This window comes from Vibrio sp., from assembly GCF_038138445.1.
GTDB lineage: Bacteria > Pseudomonadota > Gammaproteobacteria > Enterobacterales > Vibrionaceae > Vibrio.
The window spans coordinates 70,946-92,520 of record NZ_JAYQDQ010000002.1 but is presented as its reverse complement, the minus strand read 5'-3'; the positions used below and the strand labels follow the sequence as shown (position 1 = coordinate 92,520).

Genomic DNA, 21,575 nt, shown 5'->3' with positions numbered 1-21,575 from the left:
CGGCCTTATAAACTAGATTATTCAGATCTATCGATTAAGTTTACTGCGATTGTGGACGCATAGCAGGGAACAAAATGACATCCCGAATTGTATGTGTATTGGTAAACAGCATAGCGAGGCGATCAATACCTATGCCTTGCCCTGCCGTTGGTGGTAAACCGTGTTCTAAAGCGGTAATATAATCTGCGTCATAGTACATAGCCTCATCATCACCAGCATCTTTAGCATCAACCTGTGCTTTAAAGCGAGCATCCTGATCTTCAGCGTCGTTAAGCTCTGAGAAACCATTCGCGACTTCACGCCCACCGATGAAGAACTCGAAACGGTCAGTGAAGAATGGGTTGTCATCGCTGCGACGAGCAAGAGGAGAAATATCCGCTGGGTAACCAGTGATGAAGGTTGGTTGAATTAGCTGAGGTTCAGCAGTCTCACCAAAGATCTCTTCTAAAAGCTGACCGCATGTCCAAAATGTTTCGACTTCCACGTGTACCGATTTTGCGATAGCAACCATCTTGTCACGGTCAGTAAGATCTTGTTCTGTTAGCGCTTGGATCTCAGCGTGCTCTGGGTTGTAATGTTTGATTGCTTCAAACATACTCATACGAGCGTACTTACCACCAAACTCAACGGTTTCATCGCCGTAGGGCATAGACGTTGAACCCAGAACGTCCATTGCCACTGTACTTAGCATCTCTTCGGTCAGATCCATTAGGTCTTTGTAGTCAGAGTATGCTTGGTAGAATTCCATCATTGTGAATTCTGGATTGTGACGTGGCGATAGACCTTCGTTGCGGAAGTTACGGTTGATCTCAAACACTCGGTCAAAACCACCGACTACTAGACGTTTCAGGTAAAGTTCTGGAGCAACACGTAGGTACATGTCGATGTCAAGTGCGTTGTGGTGAGTAATAAATGGGCGCGCCGTTGCACCACCTGGGATAACGTGCATCATAGGCGTTTCAACTTCTAGATAACCTTTCGCACTCATGAAGTTGCGAATAGATGATACTAGCTTTGAACGAACAATAAACGCTTGACGAGAGTCTTCATTAACAATCAAGTCCACGTAGCGCTGACGGTAACGCATCTCTTGGTCAGTCAAACCATGGAATTTCTCTGGAAGTGGACGAAGTGCTTTCGTTAGCAACTCGTAAGACTCCATGTTCACATATAGGTCGCCTTTACCCGATTTGTGAAGCGCACCTTTCACACCTATGATGTCACCGATATCTAAGCCTTGGTACTTCTCTTTCAGCTCTTTTTGAACATCTTTTGCAGCGTAGGCTTGGATACGACCAGAGGTTTCTTGAATCGCTAAGAATGGACCACGTTTAGCCATGACACGACCAGCGATCGCCACAACATGGTTTAGCTCTTCTAGCTCTTCCTTCGTCTTTTCACCGAATTCCGCTTGTAGATCGCCAGCTAGGTGCTCACGACGAAAGTCATTTGGGTGGCCGTTTGCTTTGCAGTTCTGACGGATGTGATCCAGTTTCGCACGGCGCTCAGCAATCAGCTTATTCTCTTCTTGTACATTGTCGTTTTGAACAGCATCAGTCATTTTGATGTATCCTGTCTTTCTTTATGAAAATAGTTTTTCGGTGAAAAGCTTACAGACCTGATTTCAGGCTAGCTTCGATAAATTTGTCTAGGTCGCCATCAAGAACCGCTTGAGTGTTGCGATTTTCAACGCTAGTACGCAAATCTTTGATGCGTGAGTCATCCAGTACGTATGAACGAATCTGACTACCCCAACCTATGTCTGACTTCGCATCTTCATTGGCTTGCTTCTCAGCATTTTGCTTTTGAATCTCTAATTCAAATAACTTCGCACGAAGCTGTTTCATCGCCTGATCTTTGTTCTTGTGCTGAGAACGATCATTCTGACACTGAACCACTGTATTGGTTGGAACGTGCGTAATACGTACCGCAGATTCCGTCGTGTTGACGTGCTGACCACCCGCACCTGACGCACGATATACGTCAATACGCAGATCAGAAGGATTAATGTCGATGTCGATGTTGTCATCAATCTCTGGGTAGATAAACGCAGAAGCAAACGATGTGTGACGACGGCCACTAGAGTCAAATGGCGATTTACGAACCAAGCGATGAACACCTGTTTCAGTACGTAGCCAACCGTAAGCATACTCACCGGAGATTTTGACCGTTGCACCTTTAAGACCAGCAACTTCACCTTCAGAGACTTCAATTACTTCAGTCTTAAAGCCTTTAGCTTCAGCCCAACGCAAGTACATGCGCAGCATCATCGAGGTCCAATCTTGCGCTTCTGTACCACCAGAACCTGACTGTAAGTCAATATAACAGTCTGATTCATCATGATCGCCAGAGAACATACGACGAAATTCCAGCTTTTCGAGCTTAGCTTCAAGTTCTGCAAGCTCTGGTTCAATCTCATCGAAAGTTTCTTGATCTTCTTCCTCAACCGCTAGCTCAAGAAGACCATCAACGTCCTCAACACCTTGCTCAAGTTGGTCAATCGTTGCCACAACTGCTTCTAGAGCAGAACGTTCTTTACCCAGCGCTTGTGCACGTTCAGGTTCGTTCCACACATCCGGTTGTTCTAGTTCTGCGTTGACTTCTTCTAAACGCTCTTGTTTAGCGTCATAGTCAAAGGTACCCCCTCAGGACATTCGTGCGCTCAGACACGTCCTTAAGGCGATTTTTAATTGGATTGATTTCAAACATGTTTGCTCAACATTTATGAGTAGAATTTAACCGAAAGATTGTACTGAAAAGTGTGATGAAGATACAGATTTTTTTTAGAAGTGAATCACGAATCTGGATACAAAAATCCCTCTGATGAACTAGGCCAAGCAGAGGGATGTGAACCTATATAGATAACGAGGTTATGCTGCTTCTTTGTTTAAGCTAGGTTGCTCTGATTTACCAATGAAGGACATGCACACCATGGCAGCAAGAGTTGGAAGTAACCAGCCCATACCGATATCAAACATAGGTAGGATGCTTAGAGCAGACACATCAACACCAGCCACTTTTGCTGCATCAATCAATGCAAAAATAAGAGATACACTAAGCACTACTCTATAAGCTAACTTAGGGTTCGGTAAAAACTTGCGAATAAATGTAAGCCCTACAAGAGCAATCGCCACCGGATAAAGAGCGAAAAGCACAGGTACTGACAATGAAATCAACTGGGACAAGCCAACATTTGCGACCACAGCACAAGCCACGCCGATTATGATGACCCAGTTTTTGTAAGATATCGAAGTCAAAGAACTAAAGTAGTCTGCACAGGCAGAAATAAGGCCTATCGCGGTTGTCAAACAGGCAAGCAATACGATAACTGACAACACAGTTTGACCGTATGAACCGAACAGAGACTGAACATACAAGCTAAGGATCACACCACCATTGTCGGCACCAGATGCAACCGCAGAACTCGTTGCTCCCAAATAGAAAAGCGAAATATAAACAAAAGCCAGTCCAACGGCTGCTATACAAGCGGCACTGATGAGATATCGAGCCGTTGCTTTTTGTTCAGTAATGCCTTTTTTACGAAGCGCATCAACAATCAAAACACCAAACATCAGCGAGCCAAAGGTGTCCATGGTGTTGTAACCATCAAGAAAACCTTTTTGCAATGGATGGCTTAAGTATTCATCTTGAGCAAATAGCATTGAACCTTGAGGATCATAAAACACCGCAAATGCCAGAATAATCAGTCCGATAAATAAGGCTGGTGTTAAAACCTTACCTATCACATCAATTAATTTACCCTGAGACCACGCAAAAAACATTGCGATGGTAAAAAACAGCACAGAAAAGAGCGCAAGATGCGCATCTGTTGTTTCTACAAAAAGTGGCTTAATTGCCATCTCATAAGCAACCAGCCCAGTTCTAGGTACCGCAAAAGCTGGGCCAATAATGATAAAAATTAATACGGCCATTAAGGTTGCAGAACGTTTAGGTAAATCTTTAGTAAGGTGCTCCCATGAGCCACCAGATACCGCAATAGCAACGATTGTAATTAGAGGAAGACCTACTGCAGTTACGAGAAAACCTATCATTGCAGGCATCATATTTTCACCGGCTAACTGACCTGCCAGTGGAGGGAAAATAATATTGCCAGCGCCTAAGAAGAAAGCGAAAAGCATAAAGCCTAACGCGATAATATCTGTTAATTTTAAAGTCTGATTCACAAGAGACCCTTTAACTATCTGAGATTGATGTTGTGTATGCTGAGCTATCCAAACAGGCGACTCAGTCTATAAATTTGGAGGCGAATAATGACGAAACACTCTCTTATCCGCAACCCTAGCTTAAAGAACACCATATAAATTTATAGAAAAGGTCAATTGATAGAATTATTGACTAGGATTCAAATGAAAATAAGATAATAATTTCACTCACACACAAAAACAAACTTAACACAATAAATACAAATTTTAAACAAACCCGAAACAAAAGCTCCTTTATTTATGGCTGTAAACAATGAAAAAAAGTGATACCGGAAGCAAAAGTTTTGCCTTCAAACAATTTAAAGTGAAGGGTGGGCACGCAGGTATGCCAGTCAGTACAGATGGCGTCTTATTGGGCGCTTGGAGTGACATTAGCCAGTCAAAAAAAATTTTAGACATAGGCACAGGGACCGGATTGCTCGCTTTAATGTGTGCCCAAAGGAATCACAATTGCTTTATTGATGCGATTGAAATTGATGCACAAGCTTGTCTAATCGCCAAAAGTAACTTTTTAGTATCTCCTTGGCATACTCGTATTTGCTTGCTGCCTGGTGACGTTTCGACTTTTTCATTTAAACATAAATATGACACTGTTATCTGTAATCCTCCTTATTTTAATAGCGGAGAAACCTCTCAGATAAAAGCACGAGCAATAGCAAGGCACACTCTAACACTAGAACATGAAGTACTTTTGAAAAAAACGCTTAATGTGATTACCGAAGATGGTAAAGCATGTTTTGTTCTTCCAGAAGCAGAAGGAAGAACATTTATTAAACAGGCCGAAAACCTTGGTTGGTATCTAACCAAATTGTGTGAAGTTAGACCTACGGATAAAAAATCCACCAATAGGCTGTTGATACAACTCACCCCATATGAAGTCGAGCTGACATGTCAGCAGATTATTATTCAGAAAAATAACGCCTATACAGAAGACTTTATCGCTTTGACCAAAGACTTTTACCTCAAGATGTGAAAATTAAGGTGTGATCCTTATCACCGAAGCCTCTATAATACGTGTCCTCAATTTTATTGTTCTCACTTACCTGCTTGTGGAGATACCAGAGTGATCAAAAGTTTTGCTGATCTAGAGCTCGATCCAAACCTGCTCAACGCAATAGAAGAAATGGGCTATAGCCGCCCAACTCAAATTCAGGCTGAATCTATTCCACAAGCCTTGGATGGCAAAGATATTCTCGCATCAGCCCCTACAGGTACTGGTAAGACAGCCGCTTTTGCTCTTCCAGCACTGCAATATCTGCAAGACTTTCCGCGCAGAAAGCCAGGCCCTGCTCGTATATTAATCCTAACGCCGACACGAGAATTGGCCATGCAGGTAGCCGAGCAAGCGAGAGCCTTAGCCAAACATACCAACTTGAACATTTTTACCATTACCGGTGGCGTCCAGTACCAAGAGCACGCAGATATTCTCTCAACAACACAAGATATTGTGGTTGCGACTCCGGGCAGACTTATAGAATATATTGAGGCTGAACGCTTTGACTGCCGAGCAATAGAATGGCTAATTTTGGACGAAGCTGATCGTATGCTCGATATGGGCTTTGGACCGACGGTTGATCGTCTATCGTCAGAATGCCGCTGGCGTAAACAAACTCTCCTATTCTCAGCAACCTTGGAAGGAAAAGGGGTAGAAGGTTTCACCGCTGACCTATTAAAAGAGCCCGCTCATATCGATGCAGAGCCTTCACGCAGAGAGAGAAAAAAAATCTCTCAGTGGTATCACAGAGCGGATGACTTAGCTCATAAGCTTGCCCTACTCAAAAATATACTTACAGAACAAGCTGAACGCACCATTATCTTTGTGAAAACTCGCGATCGGTTGGCAGAACTGCGTTCAGAGCTAGAAAGGGAACAGATCCCTTGCGCTTGGATTCAAGGTGAAATGCCACAAGATAGGCGCAATAATGCGATTTCACGTTTTAGGGATGGGACTGTTAACATACTTATTGCAACAGATGTCGCAGCTCGCGGCATTGATTTACCCGATATAAGCCATGTCATCAACTATGATATGCCTCGCAGTGCTGACGTATATCTGCATCGAATTGGCCGTACTGCCCGTGCAGGAAAAAAAGGCAATGCTATCTCACTTATCGAAGCACATGATCAACCTATGATGGAGCGTGTTGCTCGTTACGTAAAAGAAGAGATTAAAGAGCGGTTTATTAAAGAGCTTCGTCCAAAGCATAAAAAACCTGTATTCAAGAAAAAGAAAAAGGACGACAAAAAATCCGCGCAGTCCAAAAATAAGAAGAAAACTACTAAGAAGAAAAAATAATTATCATAGACATAATAAAGGGCTAGTCATTAAGTGCTAGCCCTTTATCATAACTAAGTTCAAGTATTGAGGTGATCAGTGCTCACGAGTTGCTCTGAAATCGACGTCAGGGAAACGCTCTTTTGCTAAGTTGAGGTTAACCATAGTCGGAGCGATGTAAGTAAGATTATCGCCGCCATCAAGTGCTAAGTTGACTTGGTTCTTACGCTGGAACTCATCAAGCTTTTTACCATCTGCACACTCTACCCAGCGCGCCGTTGCTACGTTAACACTCTCATAAATAGCCTCTACGTTATATTCAGCTTTTAATCGAGCAACGACTACATCAAACTGGAGCACACCTACCGCACCTACAATAAGATCATTATTTTGTAGTGGACGAAATACTTGTACCGCACCTTCTTCTGAAAGCTGGACTAAACCTTTCAATAACTGTTTCTGCTTGAGTGGATCTTTGAGACGAATACGACGAAAAAGCTCTGGTGCAAAATTAGGGATCCCGGAAAACTTTAGGGCTTCTCCTTGGGTAAAGGTATCACCAATTTGGATGGTCCCGTGGTTGTGCAAACCTATAATATCTCCAGCGCACGCATCCTCGGCCCTTGAGCGATCTCCCGCCATAAAAGTCACAGCATCAGATATATTGATTTGCTTACCAAGGCGGACATGATTCATCTTCATGCCCTGCTTATAAGTTCCTGACACGATGCGCATGAAAGCAATTCTATCTCTGTGTTTAGGATCCATGTTCGCTTGGATTTTAAATACAAAACCTGAGAACTTATCTTCACTCGCTTCCACTTGACGTTCATTCGCCTGACGTGGCATCGGAGCCGGAGCCCACTTAGTCAAACCATCAAGCATATGGTCAACACCAAAGTTACCTAACGCTGTACCAAAATAGACAGGAGTGAGTTCTCCGGCAAGGAAAAGCTCTTGATCAAACTCAGGGCACGCGCCTATCACCAGCTCAAGCTCTTCGCGCAATTGCTCTGCAAGTTCACCTCCGACCGCTTCATCAAGTTCTGGGTTGTCCAAGCCTTTAACAATGCGCATGTCTTGAATCGTATGCCCTTGGCCCGTCGCATAAAGAATCGTTTCATTGCGATGTATATGGTAAACACCTTTAAATTCTTTTCCGCAACCAATTGGCCAGGTAATAGGGGCACAGGCAATATTCAGTTCGCTTTCAACTTCATCCAGCAGCTCCATAGGATCACGAATATCGCGGTCAAGTTTATTCATAAAAGTCACAATCGGCGTATCACGCAGACGAGTGACTTCCATTAACTTGCGCGTACGGTCTTCGACACCTTTGGCTGCATCGATCACCATTAAGCATGAGTCAACCGCAGTCAAAGTCCGATAAGTATCTTCTGAGAAGTCTTCGTGCCCCGGCGTATCTAACAAATTAACAAGACAATCATTGTAAGGAAACTGCATAACTGAGGTGGTCACCGAAATACCACGCTCTTTTTCCATCTCCATCCAATCTGATTTGGCGTGTTGAGCTGAGCCTCTTCCTTTTACCGTACCAGCGGTTTGAATTGCACGTCCAAACAGCAGTACCTTCTCCGTAATCGTAGTTTTACCCGCATCGGGGTGGGAAATAATAGCGAACGTCCTACGTTTGGAAACTTCGCCTAAAAATGCTGAATTTGACATCAAAGATTCTTCTTAAATTTCTGGCGCTAGTACACATCAGAGCACGTCATGATTTCTTCACTAGCTTATTAATTCTGTATGCGCGGTATTTTCGCTTATATTGGCTTTAGGAGCAACCAAGACAAATAATTCTGCTTGAAATGCACTACAAATTAAAATATCAATAAATTTGGTCTATAACTAAAGGAGTAGAAGGAACCAGTTACGATTATGCCTGCGAGCAAAAGAATAAATTCATTAGCATTCCGACAAGCAAAAACCGTTTTCCTAGTATCTGTGATACTGGGGATTATTTTTAGCCTGTACCAAATTCTGGTCGACCTCCATCAGGAGCATAAGCGGATAGAAGAGCACTACCAATTCAAGCTATTGCAAAACTACAGCAATGCCAGTCAAGCTGCTTACCATTTGAATCAGTTGCTGGCCGAGCAAGTCGCCTCAAGCTTACTGATGGATAGTGCGATCTATCAGGTTGCTATCGTTGACGACTTTGGCGACGTGCTGACCGAGCAAGAAAGAAACGTTGCGATGGAAAGCTCATTCACCGAAGCGCTTTCACATTACCTCACTCCAAATACACCTATTTATGAAACAGAACTTCACCAACCCAACTCTCATGTTGTAGTAGGTATGCTAAGCTTTTCCGTCAATGGGGCTAACATCGCCAAGAATTTTATCGCCAAAACAAGTCAAATACTGTTATTCGATCTGTTTAGAAACATTCTACTTACAACGATTCTACTGCTGTTTTTTTATCAAAAACTCTCAAAGCCACTGGTGACACTTATCGAGTGGGTTAGATCGCTACAAAACAAAGAAACAGAAGTCTCAATGCCAAATCTTCATCGAGATGATGAACTAGGACAATTGGCAACCACTTTCCACAATTTATGGAAAGATAGAGAAGCGGCAGAAGCTAAGCTTAATCAATTAGCCTACTACGATTCACTGACTGGCCTAGCGAACAGAAGTTTATTGCTTCAAACACTTGAAGAGGTAATTGAAAAAGCGCAAAAAGATAATACTGCTGGGGTTCTTTTTTATCTTGATTTGGACAGATTTAAAACCATTAACGATTCGTTGGGACACACTATCGGCGACCACTTGATAAAAGCAATAGCGAAACGCATGGAAGCATGGCTTGAAGATGATTATACAGCCGCGCGGATAGGTGGTGATGAGTTCGCCATTCTTATGCCTTCTATACATCCAGATAAAGCACATGAAACAGCTCAGCAGCTACTCGCATTAATCTCAAACCCATACTCAATAGATGATCACTTGCTTTATTGTACGACCAGTGTGGGTATATCTGTATTCCCCTCAGTGAATAGCACGAATATCGATGTATTGCGTCAAGCTGATACCGCGTTATACCGCGCAAAAGTGGCGGGAAGAAATAAGTACATGTTCTACGAGCCTGAAATGCAAGCTCAGGTAGAATCCTTCCTAGAGATAGAGAAAGGTCTCCATGAAGCGATCAATAAAGGCCAGCTGGAACTTTATTATCAACCACAAGTGAGTGGTAAACAGCAAATCGTAGGTGTCGAAGCTCTTATCCGCTGGAATCACCCGGAAAAAGGTCTACTCCCTCCTGGCGTATTTATGCCCATTGCGGAGGAGACAGGGCAAATATTACAAATTGGTAACTGGATTATTGAACAAGCTTTACACCAATATTCCGTCTGGCTCAAACAAGGGGTGTTACCTGACACCTTTAAACGACTCGCCATCAATATCAGCCCACTTCAGTTTGGACAGAATAGTTTCGTAGAATACATTCATGATGCACTCGCTCAGGCAGGCGTTAACGGTGATCACATAGAACTCGAAATTACGGAGAATCTACTGCTTGAAAATGTAGAAGACGCGATAGAGAAAATGAGTAAGTTGAAAGAATTCAACCTCAAAATTTCCATTGATGACTTCGGTACTGGATACTCATCACTCAGATACTTAAAACATTTAGCCGCTGATGTACTCAAAATTGACCGTTCATTTGTCACCCAAGTTCACTTAGACGAAAGCGATCAGGCGATAGTAGATACCATCATAATGACAGCTCAAAGATTGAACTTAGAGGTCATTGCTGAAGGTGTAGAAGAAGTAGAAGAACTCAATATTTTGAGAGATTTAGGCTGTGACCAGTTCCAAGGCTATATTTTTGACAAACCCTTACCTGCGTCGGAGCTGCCTTCTCGGTTCGAAGCCAACTTCTATCCAATTGAAGGGTCTTCAATTGCCAAAGTAGTGCACAAATAAAGTTTAGAAGAAAAGGTAACTCATGATAATGGCATCTTCTCTGCCGTTATTCTTGGGGTAGTAATCCTTTCTTCTATCCACCTCATTAAACCCTGCGGCTTCATATAAGCGATAAGCTTTATGATTACTCGACCTGACTTCTAACCATGCACTCTCTGCCTTGTCGCTCGCGCACATCTCTACAAATGACTCTATCAGAAATTTGCCATAGCCTTGCCCATGAAGTTCTGGCTTTACTGCAATATTAAGTAAAGTAACCTCACCGAGAATATTCTGAGCATAAAAATACCCAATGACCTTTTCATCTTCACCGATCAAAACTCGATGGCAAGCACCTCGCCCATTAATGGCTTCAATCAGACTAAAAGACCATGGGTGGCTGTGAGCTTGTGTTTCAATAGCAAAAACTTCTTTGAGGTGCGCATGCTTTAGGGGAAAAACAGTTAGAGACATAAGTTATTATCGATTCTCACAAATTTGTTGCCATAAATCCCGCCTATATCGAGAGTTGCCCTTAACACTAGATAAGCTTGGTGAGCTCAACACTTTAGCTTGAATTCTTGGCTCTATCTGACATCCGGCAAACCAGATCCAAGCCTGACTTTGACTTGATACAAGGCTAATATATTGTGGGTAAATATGTCGTGCTTCTGCTAGGGTAAGATCCATACTGCGCAAGACCTTTTCAAACAACTCCACATCATCCCCTGTAGGATACTTGTCTGACACAAATAAAAGCTTGCATGTTTCTGGTAAACTTACAGGTTTTGCTTTATATCCCTTTAGCAAATCAATATCTTGCATTTCATAAGCTTGAATGCCCATTTCATGCAAATACATATGTTGGTTGTTCAGCATAGACTCGATGTAAAACTCACTAGAAGAGAGCCGCAATTTATTATAACAATTTGCGGCAATTCGAAAAATATTGGCCCTTAGCTAAAGGGCCACAGTTCTAAAAGCTTGCTTTAACTGCTTCCGCTATTTTAAGTGCGGAGGCTTGAACTAAAGCAGCATCTTCTCCTTCAACCATAACTCGAATCAAAGGTTCAGTACCCGATTTACGTAAAAGAACTCTCCCTTTACTACCAAGCTCAGCCTCTACTTCTTCAACCGATGACTTCACTTCTATCGATTCCATAGGATTAGAGTCACCAGAAAAACGGACATTCTCTAATACTTGGGGGTACAAGGTCATTCCTTGGGTTAGTTGCTCAAGGGACATTTCATTTCCAACAACCGAAGCCAGTACTTGCAATGCAGCGACAATTGCGTCTCCAGTTGTGACTTTATCAAGCAATATAATGTGACCGGAATTTTCAGCACCGATTTTCCAGTCTTTTTCCAACAACTGCTCCATGACATACCTATCACCAACAGCTGCACGCACAAAAGGAATACCTAGCTCTTTGAGACCATTTTCCATCCCTAGGTTAGTCATCAGAGTACCAACAACTCCACCTTTTAGCTCTCCACGGCGCATCGCATCTCGAGCAATAATATAAGCGATTTGATCACCATCGACTTTATTACCGAGGTGATCGACCATAATAAGTCGGTCTCCATCCCCATCAAATGCTAACCCCAAGTCGGCTTGCTCATCGACAACTCTTTTTTGAAGAGCATTCACATCTGTTGCTCCGACTTGATGGTTAATATTGGTGCCATTGGGTTCAACACCCATAGCCACAACTTCCGCACCTAGCTCAGTAAAAACAGAAGGAGCAATATGATAAGTGGCTCCATGTGCGCAATCTACGACTATTTTTAATCCTGAAAGACTTAAATCTGAAGGATAAGTACTCTTACAAAATTCAATATAGCGGCCCGCAGCATCATTGAGGCGCGCAGCTTTGCCCAGTAAAGCTGACTCTACGCACTCAATGTCTTTGTCCAGTTCAGCTTCAATCGCAAGCTCAATATCATCTGGGAGCTTAGTCCCTTCGGAAGAAAAAAACTTAATCCCGTTATCATGATAAGGATTATGTGATGCTGAAATGACTATTCCTGCTTCCGCGCGAAAGGTCTGTGTTAAATAGGCAACAGCAGGCGTTGGCATAGGCCCAGTTAAAGTCGCATTTAACCCAGCAGCCGCAAGGCCTGCTTCAAGAGCAGATTCAAGCATATAACCGGATATCCTCGTATCTTTGCCGATGATAACTTTTTTCGTTCCTTGTTTAGCTAAGACTCTTCCAGCAGCCCAGCCCAGCTTCAACACAAAATCAGGGGTAATTGGATACTGTCCAACATGGCCACGAACACCATCAGTACCAAAATAACGTCTTTTCTCAGACATATTTATTCCTTTCCACACTCTAAACTAATATTGGCTTTCACCATTGAGACAATCTTCATCGCATCAAGCGTTTGCTCAAAATCGTGAACTCGAATAATTTGGGCACCTTTCATCGCGGCGATGGCCGCACAACTGATACTCGCTGCAACACATTCTGCAGGAGATCTATCAAGCGGTTTAAACAGCATAGATTTGCGCGACATACCTGCAAGAATAGGGAAGCCAAGTTGATGAAGGTTTTCAAGATTCGCCAATATATGGTAGTTATGTTCAAGAGTCTTGCCAAAGCCAAAACCAGGATCCAGTACTAGCTGGTTTCTATTAATTCCCATCTCCTGACAAGCTTGTACACGTTGCTGCAAAAACTTAGCTATATCTTGGAGCAAGTTTTGATATTGAGGATTAACCTGCATTGTGCGTGGCTGACCTTGCATATGCATTAAACATATTGCCACACCAGATGCCGCTGCAACTTCTAATGCGCCAGGCTCTTGTAAAGCGCGAACATCATTAATCATATCTGCTCCAGCTTCTACAGCTTGACGCATAACTTCCGCTTTACTGGTATCAATGGAAATCCACACATCAAACTGTGAACGAATAGCCTTAATAACCGGGATCACTCGCGCGAGTTCTTCTTGTAGATCAACATCTGGAGCGCCAGGTCTTGTGGACTCACCACCAATGTCAATAATACTAACACCCGCTTCTATCATTTTCTTCGCTTGCTGAATAGCAAGCTCAAGTGAGTTATATTTACCCCCATCAGAAAAAGAGTCAGGCGTCACATTCAGGATACCCATTACATGAGGTACCGATAAGTCTAACAATTTATTATTTGATTTAATTATCATAAAAATACAAAAACCCCGAGTCACTCGGGGTTTATTTAGCTACTTTTGTTTATTCAGTGTCTTTTTTTTCAGAAACTTGCTCTTCAACAGCCTCTGCTGAAGAAGTCATTTCTTCTTGATTTGATTCTGGTTTAGGCTCATCTTGGACTGAGTCTTTAGCCGCTGGCTTATCGGAGTTGTCCCCCCAACCCGCAGGTTCTCTAATATCCGCTTTGCGCTCCATCAAATCATCAATCTGACCTGCATCGATAGTTTCATATTTCATCAACGCATCTTTCATGGAATGCATAATGTCCATGTTGTCTTCGAGGATCTGCTTAGCACGAGCATAGTTTCGGTCGATAATTTTACGTATTTCATCATCAATGAGCTTCGCTGTATCATCTGACATATGCTTGGTCTGAGTAACACTGCGTCCAAGGAATACTTCTCCTTCTTCTTCTGCATAAAGAAGAGGACCGAGTTTGTCAGAGAATCCCCACTGAGTGACCATCTTACGAGCTATATCCGTAGCACGTTCAATATCATTTGAAGCACCAGTCGATACTTTTTCTGCCCCGTAAATAAGCTCTTCAGCTAACCTACCGCCATATAGACTTGAGACCATAGACTCAAGGTGCTGACGAGACATACTCACTCGATCTTGCTCTGGAAGGTACATAGTCACCCCAAGAGCACGGCCGCGTGGAATAATCGAAACTTTATATACAGGATCATGCTCAGGAACTAGTCGGCCAACAATGGCATGACCTGCCTCGTGATACGCTGTTGACTCTTTAGTCTCCTCAGACATCACCATGGAACGGCGCTCCGCCCCCATCATAATTTTATCTTTAGCCAACTCAAACTCAACCATAGAAACATTACGCTTATTACCGCGAGCGGCGAATAAGGCAGCTTCGTTAACTAAGTTAGCAAGATCAGCCCCAGAGAAGCCCGGTGTACCACGTGCAATTAGAGAAGGCTCAACATCTCCTGCCAGTGGAACTTTACGCATATGAACTTTAAGAATCTGTTCACGGCCACGTACATCTGGTAAACCAACGACAACTTGTCGATCAAATCGACCTGGGCGAAGTAAAGCTGGATCTAGGACATCTGGCCTGTTTGTTGCCGCAATGACGATAATTCCTTCATTGCCTTCAAAACCATCCATTTCTACCAGCATTTGGTTCAATGTTTGCTCACGCTCATCATGTCCACCACCGACACCTGCACCGCGTTGGCGGCCAACTGCATCAATTTCATCGATAAAGATGATACATGGGGCTGCTTTCTTTGCCTGTTCAAACATGTCACGGACACGCGAAGCACCGACACCAACGAACATTTCAACGAAGTCAGAACCAGAAATAGTGAAAAAAGGTACTTTAGCTTCGCCCGCGATGGCTTTAGCAAGCAAAGTTTTACCCGTACCTGGAGGACCAACCATCAATACACCAGTAGGGATTTTACCACCTAGTTTCTGGAATCGACTTGGATCACGAAGATAATCAACTAATTCTTTGACATCTTCTTTCGCTTCATCACATCCAGCCACATCTCCAAATGTGGTTTTAATCTGTTCTTCGCTCATCATTCGAGCTTTACTCTTACCAAATGACATAGCGCCTTTACCGCCACCACCTTGCATTTGGCGCATGAAGAATATCCACACACCAATTAACAAGATCATCGGGAACCAAGAAATAAAGATGGTCCCTAGCAAGCTTTGCTCTTCTGGTGGTGTCCCTTGTACCTTCACATTCTGGTTAATCATATCATCCAGAAGTTTTTGGTCATACACAGGCATATAGGTCACATAACGCGAACCACCACCGCGACGAGTGAACGTAATTTCTTCACCTTTGAAAGTCGCATCTTGAATCTGGCCTTGGCCAACTTCTTTTACAAACGTGGTGTAATCAACTGCTCTGCCACTGCTATCTCCCGGGCCAAAGCTCTGGAAAACCGACATCAACACGACAGCGATTACAAGCCATAGAATTAAATTTTTTGCCATATCACTCAAGGTGTAAGCCTCGCGATAAATAATTGTAATTAAAGGTAGGGTACTACAGTTTGTAAACTGTAGCTACAGTGTTAACCTGTGCTTTATAAAGCAAATAGTTAACCTTTGTAACCAGTGGCTACAATAAACACTTCTCGGGAACGAGCCCTAGAAGAATCAGGTTTGCGGATTTTCACGACTTTAAACATCTCGCGAACATCTTTAACGTATTGATCGAAACCTTCGCCCTGAAATACTTTCACAACAAAACTACCATTTGGGGCTAGAACTTGTCGACACATATCTAAAGCCAATTCAACTAAATACATGGCTCTGGGCTGATCAACAGAGTTATTACCCGCAATGTTAGGAGCCATATCAGACATAACAACATTCACCATAGATGGTTGAATTTTATCTAACAAAGCTTCCAATACAGTGTCTTCTCGAAAGTCCCCTTGAAGGAAACTCACCCCTGCAATTGGGTCCATGGGAAGCAAATCACACGCGATAATTTTCCCCTCATCACCTACTAGCTTAGCAGCATATTGAGACCATCCACCGGGAGCAGCCCCTAAATCAACGACGACCATTCCCGGTTTGAGAAGCTTATCCTTATTTTGGATTTCTTCGATCTTAAAGTAAGCACGAGAACGATAGCCCTTCTTGCGAGCTTCATTGGCGAATTTGTCGTCAAAATGCTCTTTCAGCCAACGTCCTGAACTGGCTGAATGTTTTTGTTTGCTCATCCAAATCCTAATTAAACAAAGGGCCACAATAGCCAATAAATTATAGTCTTCAGGGATAGATGGCGTTAAAATGGTATTTTTCAACCCTTATAGTAAAGAAAATTGGCCGCGTAATGAACTTAAGCACAAAACAAAAGCAGCACCTTAAAGGCCTAGCACATGGTTTAAAACCCGTTGTGCTTATGGGCGCAAATGGACTTACTGAAGCTGTTCTGGCGGAAATCGAGATCGCTCTTAATCATCATGAACTGATAAAAGTTAAGATAGCCAGCGAAGATCGTGAAACGAAAAACCTGATTGTTGAAGCTATTGTGCGTGAAACAGGTGCTGAAAATGTACAGGTGATAGGTAAAACTCTTGTGCTCTACAAACAAAGCGAAGAGCGTAAAATTGAATTACCACGCAAATAATGACGCATAATATTATGCAAAACATCAAAAAGGTCGCATTAAGCGACCTTTTTCATATCTACTGAATATCGAATAAATTCAAAAGAACACAGTGAGTATAAGCGACCGAAAAACTATCGATATTCTACACTATCAATTTCAAAGTCACGATCACCGCCAGGAGTGGATATCACTACTTCGTCGCCTTCCATTTTACCGATCAGGCCTCGAGCAATGGGGGAGCTTACAGAGATACGACCCGCTTTGATATCAGCCTCATCATCACCAACAATCTGATAAGTTTTTTCATCCTCGGTATCGCAATCGATGACAGTTACAGTCGAACCAAAGATAACCTTTCCTGTGTTATCTATTTTCGACACATCAATCACCTGAGCAACAGATAACTTATACTCGATATCTCTAATCTGAGCTTCACAGATACCCTGTTCTTCACGAGCAGCATGATATTCTGCGTTTTCCTTAAGATCACCGAGTTCGCGTGCTTCTGCAATAGCTTCAGATATTTGAGGGCGAAGCTTGAGTAAGCGGTCTAATTCTTTACGCAGCATTTGTTCACCGCGGACTGTCATTGGGACTTTTTCCATGTTTTACCTCATTGCCAAAGCTATCTTTGGACAAAACGAAACCACCCAATCGGATAGACTGGGTAGAGAATTACTTGGCTATTTTTCCTCTAGTGTAAACAAAGTTCACGACTAAATCACCTGAATTCATCTCTAGGATTCCTAGCCTTATAAATAAAATAATTTTGTGAACTAAATCCGCAGTTTAAAGCTCTTTAGATGCACCCTTCAAGCATAAAAAAAACTAAACAACCTCATAAGTAAAAACCATATTGAAAAACTATTTTTACCATTAAAAAACATGAACTTGAGTATTTTTTACCAAAAATAAAACGGCGTACAAAATTCATATTTATATCTTTTTACTAACTCAGAGTGGAACTTTGGCGTTAAAACAAAAGCCAGCAAGACCTCTATGGCTCTAGTTGCGTGCTTAAGCTTGCTTACCAACCTATGCAGTCAGAACCATAGAACGGAAGAAAACGGAAAGGGTCAACTCTTTCAAAAAATATGTATGGACAGTAAATTAGGACCAATAAGATGAACAAAACTCTGATCGCTCTAGCCGTTTCGGCTGCCGCTGTTACTACTGGTGCAAATGCAGCAGAAATATACAACCAAGACGGTAACTCTATCGAACTAGGTGGCCGTGCAGAAGCTCGTCTAGCTCTAAAAGATGGTAAAGCGGAAGATAACTCTCGTGTACGTTTGAATTTCCTAGGTAAAGCAAAAATTACAGATGGCCTATACGGCATTGGTTTCTACGAAGGCGAATTTACCACTAACGAAAATGGTCAATCTACCGACAGTGGAGACTCAGATCTTACCAACCGTTACCTATACGGTGGTATTGGTGGTGCATTTGGTGAAGTGACTTATGGTAAAAACGATGGTGCACTTGGCGTAATCACTGACTTTACCGATATCATGGCTTATCACGGTAACTCTGCTGCATACAAAATTGCTATCGCAGATCGCTCAGACAACATGGTCTCATACAAAGGTCAATTCAATAACCTAGGCCTAAAAGGCAGCTACCGTTTTGCTGATAGCTCAGCAGACGGAAATAATGGCTACACTGATAATGATGCTGATGGCTACTCACTATCTGCAACTTATGCAATCGGCGAGACAGGTCTTAAGCTAGGTGCTGGCTATGCTGATGGTAATGAGGTAGAAGTGGACAGCGACAATAAGCCGACAGGAAAGCTGCTCGATCGCACTCAGTATATGCTAGCGGCATCTTACACTATCAATGACCTTTATTTCGCGGGTACTTTCGTTGATGGCGAAGATCAAATTGTTGGTGAAAGCGATACCACAGATCTGACTGGCTATGAATTTGCTGCTGCTTATACTGTAGGCAAAACTGTCTTTACGACTACATACAACTACCTAGAAAGCGATAAGTCTGGTACGAAAAAAGACGAAGCTGACAACGTAGCAGTCGATGCAACATACTACTTCAAGCCTAACTTCCGCGGTTACATCTCATACAACTTCAACCTACTTGATGAAGATGCAACACAAGGTATCACTAAAGCAGATGCAGAAGACGAAGTAGCACTTGGCCTACGTTACGACTTCTAATTTACGACTAAATATTACAGTCTAATCACGCCCGCTTCTAGCGGGCGTATTTTTTACTGGTTATACTGGTTTTTCATCTTCTAAGTCATGTGACGTAATTCTATGCAAACCTCTAACTTGTTGTTGGCTTTATTTATTTGTTGTATCTCTTCGTCTACTCTCGCTAATAGCACTACCGAACAACTTCCAAAAGGGACACAAGCTAGTCTTCTCATTGAGTCTCTCAACCAACAAAAAACCATCCTTGATACACAAAATACAGATGTCTACTTTCCACCAGCCAGCACTCTAAAACTAGTAACTGCATTAGCGGCCAAGTTGGAGCTTGGTGATGATTTTCGCTACGAAACAAGACTTGAAAAAATAGGTAAAGATCTCACTATCCGCTTTTCTGGAGACCCCACCTTAACCACCGAAGATTTAAAACAGCTATTGCTCGTTGCAAAAAGAAATGGACTAACGAATATTGAAGGCAATATCTGGCTGGATGATAGTGCATTTACTGGCTATGATCGCGCTGTGGGCTGGCCATGGGATATCCTAGGTGTTTGCTATAGCGCTCCAGCAACGGCAATTACACTCGATGGAAATTGTGTCCAAGCATCAATATACAGTCAGGATGATGGACGAACTAGAGTCTATGTGCCTGAGCATTTCCCAGTTTATGTCACAACACAGGCATTAAGTGTTTCAAAAGATCATCAAGAAAGCACTCAGTGTAATCTCGAACTACTCACATCTCCTAACAATCATTACCAGCTACAAGGCTGCTTGATAAAACGTAACAAACCTTTACCACTTAAGTTTGCAGTCCAGGATCCTGGGCTATATGCGCAGCGGATGCTAAACAACTTGCTAAGTCAAATGAACATCTCCTTTTCTGGCTCAATAAAGATAGGAGTACCTAAAGAGAGCTCTAAGACAATCTCTCTACTTGCAACTCACTACTCATTGCCACTTTCGCACTTTTTAGGGACTATGATCGTCGAGTCAGACAATTTGATTGCCGATAACCTCACCAAAACCTTAGGTGCTAAATTCTATATTCAACCGGGTAGTTTCAATAATGGAACCAAAGCCATCAAGCAAATCATTTTTGCACACACAGGAATAGATTTACGCGATGTACCTATGGCTGATGGATCTGGACTCTCACGCAACAACCGCTTTTCGAGCAAAACCATGGCTCAAATTCTACGTCATATATGGCTAAACGATGAAAGTCTCAACATGATCGAATTAATGCCAAGTTCTGGAGAGTCTGGAACGCTAAAATATAGACGTAGCATGCGCAAAGACCCGGTAAAAGGGCAAATCATAGCCAAAAGTGGCTCCTTATATGGCAGTCATAACATGGCAGGTTTTGGCTTAGACAATTCAGGCAAACCTTCTACATTGTTTGTACAGTTTGTCTCCGACTACTTTCCTGAAAAGAAGAAAAGCGACAGTCCTCCAACCGTCGCTCCAATTACCCAATTTGAAGAGGCTTTCTATAAAGATGTCGTCAAGTTTAGTCAGGTAAGACCTAAAAAATGATTAACAACATTAAAGAAAATCCACATACCTGAGATATCAACAATCGATGCTAATACTGGGCTGACAAGAACGGCTGGGTCCAGTTTGCACATTCTCGCTAATATGGGTAGCAGCCCCCCCAAAACCGTCGATAAAATCACTTGAATAAACAATGCGATGGCTATTGCAGTAGCAATACCACTGAGCGGAAAGCCTCCTGTCGAAGCATGGCCACTAAATAGCATCACACGAGCAACAATCACTGTAGCAATCGCAATCGCCAAGCAAACAGCAACACGACTCTCTTTCCAAAAAACCGCAAGCCATTGGCGCTTTCTAAGCTCCCCTGTTGCTAATGCTCTTATTACTAAGGTCGCAGCCTGAGTTCCGGTATTACCTCCTGCCGCCGCAATCACAGGCATATAAACCGCTAATAAAACGAGCTGACTCAAAGTGTCTTCATATTGAGCAATAATGAGCCCTGACACGATACCAAGTAAGGCTAAGGATATAATCCAACCAATACGCTGTTTCACATGCCCCAGTACTGAGGTTCTCAAATAACTGCCCGTGGTTTCTGCCTCGGAATGAATAAAGCCCAACCGGTGAGCATAATGGCGTGCCAATTTATCTTCACCTTTGTTCTCTAGCAGGGCAATTAATTGCTGTACATAACCAAGCGAGCAGTAGCGCAAAATGGCTATAGCTTCTTCAATAGGCATAACAGATAGCAGATCCACTTGCTGATCTTGTTCGTACTGCAAAAAAGCATTACGAGCCGCACCAATTTCCTGCTCAGAAAAATAAGCGTTGTTTTTAATATATATGTTGTTCATTACCTTCATGGCGAATCTCCCGACTGGCAATAGGTAACGACCATCAAGCCACCAAGCTATGACACTACATATCATTAGCTAGTAGGAACTTAAACTCTAGAAAGGAAGGAGAAAAATTTGAGAAGTACTTGGGAAAAGAGGTTCTCTACCACATGGCAGAGACGCAAATAGTCAACACCGATGCAGGTTTATTTTTCTCCCTCCATACTAGGGGGATGGTCGATGTTGTTCATAAAAGTCTCCAAATAAACCATCAAAACTGACGGCGATCGGATGATAACAAAAAATACGATTTACTACAGTTAATTCTGCGTAAATACCCC

At 42.7% G+C, this 21,575-nt stretch carries 18 protein-coding genes; 6 read left to right on the top strand and 12 right to left on the bottom strand.

The annotated features are described in order from the left end of the window. Positions 1-40: 40 nt before the first annotated feature. The 3 genes from lysS to brnQ all read right to left on the bottom strand — a co-directional run bounded on the left by lysS (position 41) and on the right by brnQ (position 4,184). On the bottom strand, positions 41-1,561 hold the full coding sequence (gene lysS, locus AAFM34_RS01210; protein WP_341659131.1) for a lysine--tRNA ligase: 1,521 nt from the start codon (positions 1,559-1,561) through the stop codon (positions 41-43). A 49-nt stretch (positions 1,562-1,610) separates the two neighbouring features. Then, positions 1,611-2,709, bottom strand: a protein-coding gene (gene prfB, locus AAFM34_RS01205) for a peptide chain release factor 2 (protein ID WP_341659129.1) whose coding sequence is annotated in 2 segments (ribosomal slippage) — positions 1,611-2,633 and positions 2,635-2,709 — 1,098 coding nt in all. Because the reading frame shifts where the segments join, the coding sequence is not laid out codon by codon here. 161 nt (positions 2,710-2,870) lie between these two features. After that, positions 2,871-4,184: a branched-chain amino acid transport system II carrier protein gene (gene brnQ, locus AAFM34_RS01200; RefSeq protein WP_341659127.1), complete on the bottom strand. Its 1,314-nt coding sequence runs from the start codon at positions 4,182-4,184 to the stop codon at positions 2,871-2,873. Between the two features lie 292 nt (positions 4,185-4,476). On the opposite strand from brnQ, the gene AAFM34_RS01195 reads away from it, so the two are divergent. Together AAFM34_RS01195 and srmB are read left to right on the top strand one after the other, a co-directional pair. Then, positions 4,477-5,196 (top strand): methyltransferase, encoded by a 720-nt coding sequence (locus AAFM34_RS01195; protein ID WP_341659125.1) that lies wholly within the window; start codon positions 4,477-4,479, stop codon positions 5,194-5,196. Positions 5,197-5,286: 90 nt separating this feature from the next. Continuing rightward, positions 5,287-6,519 (top strand): ATP-dependent RNA helicase SrmB, encoded by a 1,233-nt coding sequence (srmB, locus tag AAFM34_RS01190; RefSeq protein ID WP_341659123.1) that lies wholly within the window; start codon positions 5,287-5,289, stop codon positions 6,517-6,519. Positions 6,520-6,594: 75 nt separating this feature from the next. Here the strand turns inward: srmB and prfC are convergent, their stop codons facing one another. Continuing rightward, entirely contained in the window at positions 6,595-8,184 is a 1,590-nt protein-coding gene (gene prfC, locus AAFM34_RS01185) for a peptide chain release factor 3 (protein WP_341659121.1), read from the bottom strand. A 210-nt stretch (positions 8,185-8,394) separates the two neighbouring features. Here prfC and AAFM34_RS01180 point away from each other — a divergent pair, with 210 nt between their 5' ends. After that, a complete protein-coding gene (locus AAFM34_RS01180) occupies positions 8,395-10,446 on the top strand; it encodes an EAL domain-containing protein (protein ID WP_341659119.1) in 2,052 nt (683 codons plus the stop codon). A 3-nt stretch (positions 10,447-10,449) separates the two neighbouring features. On the opposite strand, the gene rimI is transcribed toward AAFM34_RS01180, so the two are convergent. The 6 genes from rimI to rlmE form a co-directional block, all read right to left on the bottom strand. Next, positions 10,450-10,899, bottom strand: coding sequence for a ribosomal protein S18-alanine N-acetyltransferase (rimI, locus tag AAFM34_RS01175; RefSeq protein ID WP_341659117.1), 450 nt, complete (start codon positions 10,897-10,899; stop codon positions 10,450-10,452). Between the two features lie 6 nt (positions 10,900-10,905). Next, a complete protein-coding gene (locus tag AAFM34_RS01170; RefSeq protein WP_341659115.1) occupies positions 10,906-11,304 on the bottom strand; it encodes a DNA polymerase III subunit psi in 399 nt (132 codons plus the stop codon). Positions 11,305-11,401: 97 nt separating this feature from the next. Next, the gene (glmM, locus tag AAFM34_RS01165; RefSeq protein ID WP_341659113.1) at positions 11,402-12,742 is read right to left on the bottom strand and encodes a phosphoglucosamine mutase; all 1,341 of its coding nucleotides are present in this window, start codon (positions 12,740-12,742) and stop codon (positions 11,402-11,404) included. Positions 12,743-12,744: 2 nt separating this feature from the next. Further along, the gene (folP, locus tag AAFM34_RS01160) at positions 12,745-13,596 is read right to left on the bottom strand and encodes a dihydropteroate synthase (protein ID WP_341659111.1); all 852 of its coding nucleotides are present in this window, start codon (positions 13,594-13,596) and stop codon (positions 12,745-12,747) included. Between the two features lie 49 nt (positions 13,597-13,645). Beyond that, positions 13,646-15,598 (bottom strand): ATP-dependent zinc metalloprotease FtsH, encoded by a 1,953-nt coding sequence (gene ftsH, locus AAFM34_RS01155; RefSeq protein ID WP_341659109.1) that lies wholly within the window; start codon positions 15,596-15,598, stop codon positions 13,646-13,648. A gap of 107 nt (positions 15,599-15,705) precedes the next feature. Beyond that, positions 15,706-16,335, bottom strand: coding sequence for a 23S rRNA (uridine(2552)-2'-O)-methyltransferase RlmE (rlmE, locus tag AAFM34_RS01150; protein WP_341659106.1), 630 nt, complete (start codon positions 16,333-16,335; stop codon positions 15,706-15,708). 113 nt (positions 16,336-16,448) lie between these two features. Here rlmE and yhbY point away from each other — a divergent pair, with 113 nt between their 5' ends. Then, entirely contained in the window at positions 16,449-16,745 is a 297-nt protein-coding gene (yhbY, locus tag AAFM34_RS01145; protein WP_341659104.1) for a ribosome assembly RNA-binding protein YhbY, read from the top strand. 113 nt (positions 16,746-16,858) lie between these two features. On the opposite strand, the gene greA is transcribed toward yhbY, so the two are convergent. Further along, complete coding sequence (gene greA, locus AAFM34_RS01140; protein ID WP_341659102.1) at positions 16,859-17,332, bottom strand: transcription elongation factor GreA; 474 nt, start codon at positions 17,330-17,332, stop codon at positions 16,859-16,861. A 519-nt stretch (positions 17,333-17,851) separates the two neighbouring features. On the opposite strand from greA, the gene AAFM34_RS01135 reads away from it, so the two are divergent. Next, positions 17,852-18,901 (top strand): porin, encoded by a 1,050-nt coding sequence (locus tag AAFM34_RS01135; protein WP_341659101.1) that lies wholly within the window; start codon positions 17,852-17,854, stop codon positions 18,899-18,901. Positions 18,902-19,003: 102 nt separating this feature from the next. Further along, positions 19,004-20,437 carry a serine-type D-Ala-D-Ala carboxypeptidase gene (gene dacB / locus AAFM34_RS01130; protein ID WP_341659099.1) on the top strand — a complete coding sequence of 478 codons (1,434 nt, stop codon included), beginning with the start codon at positions 19,004-19,006 and terminating at the stop codon, positions 20,435-20,437. On the opposite strand, the gene AAFM34_RS01125 is transcribed toward dacB, so the two are convergent. Then, a complete protein-coding gene (locus AAFM34_RS01125; RefSeq protein WP_341659097.1) occupies positions 20,416-21,261 on the bottom strand; it encodes a magnesium transporter in 846 nt (281 codons plus the stop codon). The genes dacB and AAFM34_RS01125 overlap by 22 nt on opposite strands. Positions 21,262-21,575 lie beyond the last annotated feature (314 nt).

What these genes read in the sequence shown, in the direction of transcription:
- ftsH (WP_341659109.1), bottom strand. Translation starts at nt 15,598, where the DNA reads ATGGCAAAAAATTTAATTCTATGGCTTGTAATCGCTGTCGTGTTGATG.
- dacB (WP_341659099.1), top strand. Translation starts at nt 19,004, where the DNA reads ATGCAAACCTCTAACTTGTTGTTGGCTTTATTTATTTGTTGTATCTCT.
- rlmE (WP_341659106.1), bottom strand. Translation starts at nt 16,335, where the DNA reads ATGAGCAAACAAAAACATTCAGCCAGTTCAGGACGTTGGCTGAAAGAG.
- folP (WP_341659111.1), bottom strand. Translation starts at nt 13,596, where the DNA reads ATGATAATTAAATCAAATAATAAATTGTTAGACTTATCGGTACCTCAT.
- yhbY (WP_341659104.1), top strand. Translation starts at nt 16,449, where the DNA reads ATGAACTTAAGCACAAAACAAAAGCAGCACCTTAAAGGCCTAGCACAT.
- AAFM34_RS01180 (WP_341659119.1), top strand. Translation starts at nt 8,395, where the DNA reads ATGCCTGCGAGCAAAAGAATAAATTCATTAGCATTCCGACAAGCAAAA.
- AAFM34_RS01125 (WP_341659097.1), bottom strand. Translation starts at nt 21,261, where the DNA reads ATGAAGGTAATGAACAACATATATATTAAAAACAACGCTTATTTTTCT.
- prfC (WP_341659121.1), bottom strand. Translation starts at nt 8,184, where the DNA reads ATGTCAAATTCAGCATTTTTAGGCGAAGTTTCCAAACGTAGGACGTTC.
- AAFM34_RS01135 (WP_341659101.1), top strand. Translation starts at nt 17,852, where the DNA reads ATGAACAAAACTCTGATCGCTCTAGCCGTTTCGGCTGCCGCTGTTACT.
- greA (WP_341659102.1), bottom strand. Translation starts at nt 17,332, where the DNA reads ATGGAAAAAGTCCCAATGACAGTCCGCGGTGAACAAATGCTGCGTAAA.
- lysS (WP_341659131.1), bottom strand. Translation starts at nt 1,561, where the DNA reads ATGACTGATGCTGTTCAAAACGACAATGTACAAGAAGAGAATAAGCTG.
- AAFM34_RS01195 (WP_341659125.1), top strand. Translation starts at nt 4,477, where the DNA reads ATGAAAAAAAGTGATACCGGAAGCAAAAGTTTTGCCTTCAAACAATTT.
- AAFM34_RS01170 (WP_341659115.1), bottom strand. Translation starts at nt 11,304, where the DNA reads ATGCTGAACAACCAACATATGTATTTGCATGAAATGGGCATTCAAGCT.
- glmM (WP_341659113.1), bottom strand. Translation starts at nt 12,742, where the DNA reads ATGTCTGAGAAAAGACGTTATTTTGGTACTGATGGTGTTCGTGGCCAT.
- rimI (WP_341659117.1), bottom strand. Translation starts at nt 10,899, where the DNA reads ATGTCTCTAACTGTTTTTCCCCTAAAGCATGCGCACCTCAAAGAAGTT.